Here is an 8,379-nt window from a genome sequence, read left to right as displayed (position 1 = left end):
CATTAGCATATTTTTTTATGCTAGTGCGACAGCCCCCTATTTTAGCAGTCGCATCCCTTTTGAGGCTTCATATAATAATTCTTTTTCATCCCTACTCCGTCCTGTATGCCCATAAGTGCCTCCCCGAAACGCTGGAAATGGACAATTTCTCTCTGTCTGAGAAATCTCAATATGTCTGTTAGATCAGGATCATCTGTTAGATTCATTAAATGTTCATAAGTTGTCCTTGCCTTTTCTTCTGCAGCCAGATCTTCATGAAGATCAGTTATATGATCTCCAGTAGAAGCAAAATAAGCTGCAGTCCATGGAACGCCATTTGCATCAACCAAAAATGGTGAGTGATCATGTTGTGTGTAGTGAGCTCCAAGGCCCACAGATTCCAGTTCTTTTGGAGAAGCATCTTTCACTAATTGGTAAAACATGGCCCCTATTATTTCCACGTGGGCAAGTTCTTCCGTGCCTATGTCAGTAAGAAGTCCTTTTGTTTTACCTGTTGGCATGGTATAACGTTGAGTTAAATATCTCATTGAAGCACTTAATTCTCCATCTGGTCCTCCGAATTGAGTTATTAAATATTTAGCCATTTTAACGTCTTTTTTTCTTATATTTACAGGATATTGCAATTTTTTTTCATAATTCCACATATATTATTATCCTCCTATTCTCGATATGCTTCAGGTTCCCATGGCCACGGTTCATTTACCCAACTCCATGGATATTGGCTTGTACCAGAACCAAAATTAGTTAATAGACCGTAATTGTCTTCATATTCTTCTTTCATGCATATTAATTTTTCAGTATATTTGTTGTAAGCAGACAGTGCTTCTCTATTATTTGGAAAGTTATCGAGATATAGGTTCAAATCCAATGCTGCAAATTCCAGCTGCCTTATTTTGTTTAACAAATTTTTTCTATCGCTCATTTTTTTCCCTCCTGATTTTCAATCATCTTTTTTCTGCTTTATATGGCATTACAAGATTTGGAAAGATGGTTCCCTGTTTTAATGCCTCATTTAATGGAAGCAGTCCGACGAAAGGTTGAAGGGGAATATAAACTCTTGCAAGTTGTAGATTCATTTTAGGAAACATAGTTGGAGAAGGCATGCAATTTGAATTCATATAAGGAATAAATTTTGGATACAATGTTTTCACCTCTAAAAGAGTTATTTACAATTTTAATATATTCATTTTCAATCAAAATGTTAATAATATAATTAATGTGTAAAAATTATTACTAATAATTAGAATAAAAAATGCTATATTGAGAAATAATATTTTTGAATGAAATTATTGGAGGTATTTTTTATGTCAATTAGTTTAAGCAATAAAGAAAGAACATTATTGGAAGATCAAAAAACTCATGAACAATTATGTATTGAAAAATATACTAATTATTCAAATCAGGCAAAAGATCCTCAATTAAAACAGTTGTTTCAAAATAATGCAAACCAGGAGAGAGAGCATTTAAACAGTATAAATTCTCTTTTGAGTGGTCAGGTTCCAAGTGTAAACAGTGGTTCACAGCAAAATGCAACTCAGTCACAGGCTTCAAACAGTGCAGCATCTTCTGGAGTACAGGCACAATCAGGTATGTCCAATGAAAATGATTCAGAACTTTGTAAGGATATGCTTATGACAGAAAAATATGTATCTGGAGCTTATGATACTACCATATTTGAATTTAGAGATACTAATGCCAGAAATTTATTGAATCATATTCAAAAAGAAGAACAACAACATGGTGAGTCAATATACAATTATATGGCTAGCAATGGAATGTATAATGTTCAGTAGAATCAAATACTAAAGTTTAGCTGGTACATCAAAAAGGCGTAATTCTATTAAATATAATAGAATTACGCCTTTTATTACTGTAGATTTATTCCCATAGTCATAAATAATCTCACTTGAGCAATTTCTTCACTAGATAATTTATCAATCTGATATGATTTTGCATTTCCTGTTTTGGTCCACACTGAGAAATGTTCACAGTTGTTTTGAAGAAGATCATAACTTTGTTCTCCCAATCTGCTTCGAGCCCTTTTTACTGTTTGATTTGCACTGAATTTTGCTGAATTTCCAAGGTCCAATACAAAAAAATTATTTTCTCTAAAATAAGGGGATATACTTGTTTCCTGAATTTTTGTATTCGCTACTTTTCCATCTGTACTGCAGTAGTGAATAACCCTGTTATTTCCAACATACACGCCATAGTGATCATAAGTATAACCCATATATTTGTCTGTAGTACCTATTATATCACCATACTCAGGCTCTCTCTTTACTTTTTTTGGAGTTGGGAGATTTTCGTCTTTTGCTTTGAATTTCACAACCTTGTCTTTTCCTATTTTATAATTTTTCATATGAATATTTGTGGAAATGGTAATATAGTATAAATTATTTTCCGTATAACCTTCTACAGGAGGATTTATCAATATAGTTTTTTTGTCTGGACTTAAAAAGGCATATACTTTGATGGGCTGACCATTGTTGTTTTTTACTGATATACTTTTTACAGTAGAATTATCCCATATGATCTTTCCATTCATAGGTATTTGAATTTCACTATATTTATAAATGTCGTTAAAGTTATTTTTTGCTGAATAAATCTTATAACTCGAATATACTACTATAATCACCAATACTAATAATATTATTTTAAAAAATTTATATCTCTTCATAAAAACACCCTACATATATTATTTCTTTTTAGGAAACCAACCATTGGCAACACGTTTTTTTTGTTTGAATACTTCAAGTATTCCCCAAAGGAAGGTAAAAGCCAGTATTCCTAGAAATCCTGATAAAATTATATTCTTTGTTAAAAGAGAGAACACTATACCTAAAATACCTATTATTAAAAATAGAATCCATATTTTTATTCCAAAATAGAATTCACCTTTAATTACGAATACATGTCCTAAACCAGTTAAAATGAGCACAAATATTCCCATTATAATTCCATAATAGTTTAGCATAAAATTATTGCTCCTTTTATATTGATTATGTAATATATTATATCATAGCTTTTTAAGAATTAGGTATTATTATCTTTATTTTACTTCCTACATATTTACCATCATCATATTGTATGTATACATTGCTGTATATATCATTTACAGATTTAATTATTAAAGATTTTCCCTTTAGTATTTTCATTCTGTATTTATATATTTTTTCATACTGTGCATCATCTGTGTCCTGTTTTATAAGTTCTACAGATTTATAATTATAGCTTTCATAGTAAGGATTTTGTGTAGTCCCTGTATTTATTTGATAATTTTTTGAATTGTCTGCATTGACTTCTCTAACATAATTGTTTTTACCATTCGTTGAAATAGGACTTAATTCTTTCGTCTCAATTATTTTTTCTGAGATTGCAAATTCTTTTGGCCCTATGTGCCATATGAAAAATGGAATTATAAAAAGTACTAAAATTACAGTGAAAAACATTACAAGTATATTAAATACCATTCTTCTAGTCCAGTATTTTAATATTACCATTTCATTGTAATCTTTATTTTTTATTTTTTTATTCTGTCTGTGAAATAGTATTATTCCCACTAAAATTGCAAAGATTCCAGAGGTATATAAGAAAAAAATCATAATTACATCTCCCTAAGTACTTAAGTTATTTAAATTTATCTATATAGTTTAAATTTTATCAGAAAAATAAGGTAAAATATATATTTATTATGAAACTTATTATAAAATATTAGTGTATACTTAATAGAGGGGTGGAATATGGTAATTTTATATATTTTAATAGCAATAGTATTGATTTGTATGTTGTCTCAAGTAAAATACAAGGTATATGTTTTTTTAAAAGAGAGTAATGTCAAATATAATTTTATAATAAGTTTTTTGTTTCACAGTATTATATTAGAAGGATCAGGATACGATGGAAACGTTGATCTGGTAATTAAAATTTTGTTTATCAAAAAAAAGTTTAATTTAAAACATGACATTAAAAAAAATAAAGATAAAAGAGAATCAAATAAGTTTAATGTATTATCTGTATTAAGACAAGTAAATATCTATAAAGAGTACATAATGCAGCTATTACATAAGGTAAAACCTGATAATTTTGAAGTAAATGGTCAATATGGATTTGATGATCCATCTGTAACTGGTACTGCTGCAGGTTATGTTTATATGATAAAACCTGTATTTAAAAATATTTTAATAAATATAAAACCTAATTTCTATCAAGAAATAATTGATATTAAATTGGGTATAGGAGGTAAGATACTGCCTGTATCACTTATTGTCCCAATTCTTAAATTGATCGTTCCAATTATGAAAACTAGAAGAAATTCTATATCTAAAGAAAAACACACAAAACAAAAATTTAATGTTAGTGAAACTTAATCAAAGAAAGGATGATATAATCAATGGATATTAAAGGAAATGCAGAAGTGCTATTTTCAAAGCTGGAAAACTTTTTTAAAACTGAAACTGTAGTTGGAGACCCAATCAGAATAGATGACATTACTCTGGTACCATTCATAACAGTTACTTTTGGCTGTGGTACAGGTGGTGGAGAGGGAAATAATTCTGGAAAGAAAGATGAAGGAGCAGGAAGTGGATTAGGTGCAGGAGCTAAAATAGTTCCAAATGCAGTACTTGTTATAAAAGATGAAATGGTGCAGATGATTCCAATAAATAATAACAAGGGAAACATAGATAAACTTATAGAATTGGTTCCTGGTATAATTGAGAAATTTGATAAAAAAAGAAAAGCAAAAAAAGAAAAAAAAGAAAACCAGGAGTAAGTTTATAAAAGTGTCTATATAAAAAATATGGGCACTTTTATATTAGTTAAAAGGTTTGTATAAGTATGGCTGTTTTATGTGGTATAATTATTATTAAATTTGTTCTTAATATTCTATAGGGGAGAAAGTTATGAAGATAAAAATGAATAACTGTGAGAATAGAGAGTTTGCTATTTCAGACAGAGAGGATAATGTAGTTTATTTAATAGATGGAAATGAATTGTACAATAGGATGGAAAAAGCTATTTTGAAAAGAGAAAAGATTGCAATTGATTATACTAATTTTGATTTTAGAACAGCAGCTTTCTTGAGTCAAACTATAGGTAAATTATATAGAAACTATACACGGGATGAAATAAATGAATTAATAGATATTGAAAATGCATTAGAAAAAAATTTTGCATTGCTGAAAAATTCAATTGACAACATGCATAAATAAACTTTTAAAACAAATTTCAATAATAGATGAACTTGCCCAAATACCTAACAGAAGAGGCCTCAAAAACTACATATATATGACATTAAAATACTATGGTAAATGGAAAAGGCAGATAAAGCTCTATATATTGCTAAAAGAAGCGGGCATAATTGTTTTAGATACTATCAATAATTATTATAGCTGTTGAATTGACTGATCCAACAGCTATTTTTTATAATCTTCTTAAATTTTCAGGTTTATAACCATATTTTCCACTTAAAGCATCATCAATTAAATTGATGATTTTATCTTTATCTTTTGATAAAGTGCCGCCTAAAGCTATATAGTTGGAAGCATGATTACTTCTAAAAATAGAATTTGTTACATTAATATTTTTAATGAGTTCTCTTGTTTCAAGCATAATCTCTTCAGGATTTGGAACATTGAAATTTCCACATTCAATGTCATTATACATTTTGGTTCCAGGTTCTACCATAAGGGTTAAAAGACCTATATAGTCAGGATTTATTTCATTTATGACATGTGCAGATTCTCTTGCATTTTCTTTTAATTTCTCTTTCCCGCCTATACCGGAGATAAAGGTGACAGATAGATTAATTCCGCTTGATTTTACTTTTTTCCCAGCTTCTATTATTTCACGAGAAGTTACTCCCTTTTGAATTTGTTTTAATATGTTGTCACTTCCACTTTCTATACCCATATATAGAATACCTAATCCAAGTCTTTTCAATTCTACAAGGTTATCATAAGATTTCCTTAAGATGTCAGCTGGAGCAGCATAAGATCCTACTCTTTTACATTCTGGAAATACTTCTTTTATTTTTAGAAGTATTGATTTTAACTTTTCAACTGGAAGAATCAGAGCATCTCCATCTGCAAGAAAGATATGATCTACATGACCATAAATCTTTCTTGCTTCATATAAATCGGCATAGATTTCCTCTAAATTTCTTATCCTGAAATTTTTACTCTTATACATGCTGCAAAAAGTACATTTATTATGAGAACAACCTATGGTAATTTGAATTATCAAACTATAGGCCTCGCTAGGCGGTCTGTATACAATACCTTCGTAGTTCATATATCTCTCCTAATATTGTTAATTTAATTCATTTAGTAATTCTTTATAATTGTTTTTGGCAATTTCCACTTTGTTTCTAAGATCTGTTATATTTGTATTTAGGCTTTTATTATTTTGGCTTAATGAATCAAGTGCATCTATTACAGCTTGTTTAAGTAAAGGAATTACTTTTATTATTCTCTTTACTCCATATATATATTCATCATCATAAAGTCTGAAACATTCAAATAATCCAGAAGTCATTCTTCCATCTGAGAACATGAATAAATATCTGTCTGCCATACTATCGGATAAATCTACTTCAATCTTATGCTTGTATAATCTGAATACAACACCATCCTGTTTGATGAATACAGGAAATATAGTTGAAAATAGAAATGCAAGTTCATTGTTTTTATCATTGACTAAATCAAGATCTGAGAAATCAGCAATATTAATTCTTGTAGTAACATCATCAGTGAAAATAGCAGTATATATTTTTGTTCCCAGTTTTACTCTTAATTTTTGTTCCTTTTCAGTAAGAACTATATTATCAATTGAATTAAAAATATTTTCAATGTGCTTATTCATTGTTGATTTTTTTTCTGACATATAAATCCTTCTCTCTTTATTGTATAATTATAATTGATTATTGCATTTATTAAATATAATTACCTTACTTTTATTATATATCCAATTGTTTATTAAATAAAGTACAATGTAATTATTTCCATATTATTCTGAGTTAATGAGGAGGTTTTGGTATGATACTTATAAAAAATGGGCATATTATTGATCCAGTGAGTAAAATGGATGGAATATTTGATATTTTAATAGATGGGGAAAATATATCAAGCATAGATAAAAATATTGTTTGTGAAGGCATTGAAAATGTAATAGATGCCTCTAAGTGTATAGTTGCTCCAGGCTTTGTTGATGTACACTGTCATTTTAGAGATCCTGGATTTACATATAAAGAAGATATATTTACAGGTGCTGATTCAGCGGCATCAGGTGGTTATACTACGGTTATATGCATGGCAAATACAAAGCCCGTAGTTGACAATGTAGAAACATTGGAGTATATATTGAACAGGGCAAAATCAGCTAGAATTGAAGTGCTTCAAGTAGCTGCAATAACAAAGGGCATGCAGGGAAAAGAACTGGTGGATATGGAAAAACTAAAATTAGCTGGAGCAATAGGATTTTCAGATGATGGAAAACCTATTATGAGTTCAAAGACAGTTGTTGAAGCAATGAATATGGCAAAAAAATTGGATGTTCCTTTAAGTTTTCATGAAGAAGATCCCGAACTCATATATGAAAATGGAATAAATGCAGGTAATACAGCGAAAAAGTTGAATATTAAAGGTTCTCCACATGAGGCAGAAAATGTACTTGTGGCAAGAGATGTTGTTCTTGGAATATCAACTGGGTCAAAAATTGATATACAGCATATAAGCTCATCACTGTCAGTTGAACTTATAAGATGGGCTAAAAAGATAGGTGCTTGTAATATAACAGCTGAAGTTACACCGCAGCATTTCAGCATAACAGAGGATGCTGTTCTACAAAAGGGACTAAATGCCAAAGTAAATCCACCTTTGAGAACAGAAGAGGATAGAAAATCTATAATAGAAGCATTAAAAGACAATACAATTGAAATAATAGCTACAGATCATGCACCCCATTCCAAGGAGGAAAAACAAAGAAAACTTTCTGAAGCTCCAAGTGGTATGATAGGTCTTGAAACAGCACTTTCACTTGCTATAACAAATCTGGTAAAACCAGGTTATCTGACTTATAATCAGCTCATTTCAAAACTTACAGTAAATCCTGCCAATTTATATGGACTGGACAGGGGATATATAAAGGAAGGTCATAGAGCTGATATTGTAGTATTTGATCCAAATGAACAGTATATAGTTGAAAGCTTTAGATCCAAGGCATGTAATTCTCCATTTATAGGTGAAAAATTGTATGGAAAAGTAAAGAGAACGATATACAGGGGAGAAATAGTCTATTAGAGTAGAATATAGATAGATTTGTGTAAAATAGATTATATTTAGTTTTATATAACTGGAAATTTTGATTTTCAGTTATATT

At 29.5% G+C, this 8,379-nt stretch carries 13 protein-coding genes; 5 read left to right on the top strand and 8 right to left on the bottom strand.

Translation table 11 applies throughout. From position 1 onward, the window contains the following. Nucleotides 1-41 precede the first annotated feature (41 nt). From KM800_RS14625 to KM800_RS14615, 3 genes are read right to left on the bottom strand one after another with little or no spacing between them, the layout of a single operon-like run. On the bottom strand, nucleotides 42-644 hold the full coding sequence (locus KM800_RS14625) for a manganese catalase family protein (protein WP_217813746.1): 603 nt from the start codon (nucleotides 642-644) through the stop codon (nucleotides 42-44). 14 nt (nucleotides 645-658) lie between these two features. Further along, nucleotides 659-922, bottom strand: coding sequence for a spore coat protein CotJB (locus KM800_RS14620; RefSeq protein ID WP_217813745.1), 264 nt, complete (start codon nucleotides 920-922; stop codon nucleotides 659-661). A 22-nt stretch (nucleotides 923-944) separates the two neighbouring features. Continuing rightward, entirely contained in the window at nucleotides 945-1,151 is a 207-nt protein-coding gene (locus KM800_RS14615) for a spore coat associated protein CotJA (protein WP_330655649.1), read from the bottom strand. Between the two features lie 153 nt (nucleotides 1,152-1,304). Here KM800_RS14615 and KM800_RS14610 point away from each other — a divergent pair, with 153 nt between their 5' ends. Continuing rightward, nucleotides 1,305-1,793 carry a spore coat protein gene (locus KM800_RS14610; protein WP_217813743.1) on the top strand — a complete coding sequence of 163 codons (489 nt, stop codon included), beginning with the start codon at nucleotides 1,305-1,307 and terminating at the stop codon, nucleotides 1,791-1,793. A 74-nt stretch (nucleotides 1,794-1,867) separates the two neighbouring features. Here KM800_RS14610 and KM800_RS14605 read toward each other — a convergent pair whose 3' ends face one another. Genes KM800_RS14605 through KM800_RS14595 form a run of 3 tightly spaced genes read right to left on the bottom strand, consistent with a single transcriptional unit; the run spans nucleotide 1,868 to nucleotide 3,605 of the window. Beyond that, a complete protein-coding gene (locus KM800_RS14605; RefSeq protein ID WP_217813742.1) occupies nucleotides 1,868-2,680 on the bottom strand; it encodes a lecithin retinol acyltransferase family protein in 813 nt (270 codons plus the stop codon). A gap of 18 nt (nucleotides 2,681-2,698) precedes the next feature. Further along, complete coding sequence (locus tag KM800_RS14600) at nucleotides 2,699-2,977, bottom strand: DUF4491 family protein (protein ID WP_217813741.1); 279 nt, start codon at nucleotides 2,975-2,977, stop codon at nucleotides 2,699-2,701. Between the two features lie 52 nt (nucleotides 2,978-3,029). After that, entirely contained in the window at nucleotides 3,030-3,605 is a 576-nt protein-coding gene (locus KM800_RS14595) for a hypothetical protein (RefSeq protein ID WP_217813740.1), read from the bottom strand. A gap of 138 nt (nucleotides 3,606-3,743) precedes the next feature. On the opposite strand from KM800_RS14595, the gene KM800_RS14590 reads away from it, so the two are divergent. From KM800_RS14590 to KM800_RS14580, 3 genes are all read left to right on the top strand, one after another. Next, nucleotides 3,744-4,370, top strand: coding sequence for a DUF2953 domain-containing protein (locus KM800_RS14590; RefSeq protein WP_217813739.1), 627 nt, complete (start codon nucleotides 3,744-3,746; stop codon nucleotides 4,368-4,370). A 23-nt stretch (nucleotides 4,371-4,393) separates the two neighbouring features. Further along, entirely contained in the window at nucleotides 4,394-4,774 is a 381-nt protein-coding gene (locus KM800_RS14585) for a GerW family sporulation protein (RefSeq protein WP_217813738.1), read from the top strand. 130 nt (nucleotides 4,775-4,904) lie between these two features. Further along, nucleotides 4,905-5,213: an STAS-like domain-containing protein gene (locus KM800_RS14580; RefSeq protein WP_217813737.1), complete on the top strand. Its 309-nt coding sequence runs from the start codon at nucleotides 4,905-4,907 to the stop codon at nucleotides 5,211-5,213. A gap of 211 nt (nucleotides 5,214-5,424) precedes the next feature. Here the strand turns inward: KM800_RS14580 and KM800_RS14575 are convergent, their stop codons facing one another. Next, entirely contained in the window at nucleotides 5,425-6,294 is an 870-nt protein-coding gene (locus KM800_RS14575) for a radical SAM protein (protein ID WP_217813736.1), read from the bottom strand. An 18-nt stretch (nucleotides 6,295-6,312) separates the two neighbouring features. Continuing rightward, nucleotides 6,313-6,885, bottom strand: a complete 573-nt coding sequence (locus KM800_RS14570) for a hypothetical protein (RefSeq protein WP_217813735.1) — start codon at nucleotides 6,883-6,885, stop codon at nucleotides 6,313-6,315. A gap of 152 nt (nucleotides 6,886-7,037) precedes the next feature. Here KM800_RS14570 and KM800_RS14565 point away from each other — a divergent pair, with 152 nt between their 5' ends. Next, a complete protein-coding gene (locus KM800_RS14565; protein ID WP_217813734.1) occupies nucleotides 7,038-8,300 on the top strand; it encodes a dihydroorotase in 1,263 nt (420 codons plus the stop codon). The last annotated feature ends 79 nt before the right edge of the window (nucleotides 8,301-8,379 follow it).

The organism is Clostridium tyrobutyricum (assembly GCF_019144085.1).
Classification (GTDB): Bacteria; Bacillota; Clostridia; order Clostridiales; family Clostridiaceae; genus Clostridium_B; species Clostridium_B tyrobutyricum_A.
Note: the sequence above shows the minus strand (reverse complement) of the source record. Positions and strands in the feature narration are given on the sequence as shown.

Bases quoted from the DNA above. Each gene is read 5' to 3' on its own strand.
- KM800_RS14625 (WP_217813746.1), bottom strand. From the start codon at position 644: ATGTGGAATTATGAAAAAAAATTGCAATATCCTGTAAATATAAGAAAA.
- KM800_RS14620 (WP_217813745.1), bottom strand. From the start codon at position 922: ATGAGCGATAGAAAAAATTTGTTAAACAAAATAAGGCAGCTGGAATTT.
- KM800_RS14610 (WP_217813743.1), top strand. From the start codon at position 1,305: ATGTCAATTAGTTTAAGCAATAAAGAAAGAACATTATTGGAAGATCAA.
- KM800_RS14605 (WP_217813742.1), bottom strand. From the start codon at position 2,680: ATGAAGAGATATAAATTTTTTAAAATAATATTATTAGTATTGGTGATT.
- KM800_RS14600 (WP_217813741.1), bottom strand. From the start codon at position 2,977: ATGCTAAACTATTATGGAATTATAATGGGAATATTTGTGCTCATTTTA.
- KM800_RS14595 (WP_217813740.1), bottom strand. From the start codon at position 3,605: ATGATTTTTTTCTTATATACCTCTGGAATCTTTGCAATTTTAGTGGGA.
- KM800_RS14590 (WP_217813739.1), top strand. From the start codon at position 3,744: ATGGTAATTTTATATATTTTAATAGCAATAGTATTGATTTGTATGTTG.
- KM800_RS14585 (WP_217813738.1), top strand. From the start codon at position 4,394: ATGGATATTAAAGGAAATGCAGAAGTGCTATTTTCAAAGCTGGAAAAC.
- KM800_RS14580 (WP_217813737.1), top strand. From the start codon at position 4,905: ATGAAGATAAAAATGAATAACTGTGAGAATAGAGAGTTTGCTATTTCA.
- KM800_RS14575 (WP_217813736.1), bottom strand. From the start codon at position 6,294: ATGAACTACGAAGGTATTGTATACAGACCGCCTAGCGAGGCCTATAGT.
- KM800_RS14570 (WP_217813735.1), bottom strand. From the start codon at position 6,885: ATGTCAGAAAAAAAATCAACAATGAATAAGCACATTGAAAATATTTTT.
- KM800_RS14565 (WP_217813734.1), top strand. From the start codon at position 7,038: ATGATACTTATAAAAAATGGGCATATTATTGATCCAGTGAGTAAAATG.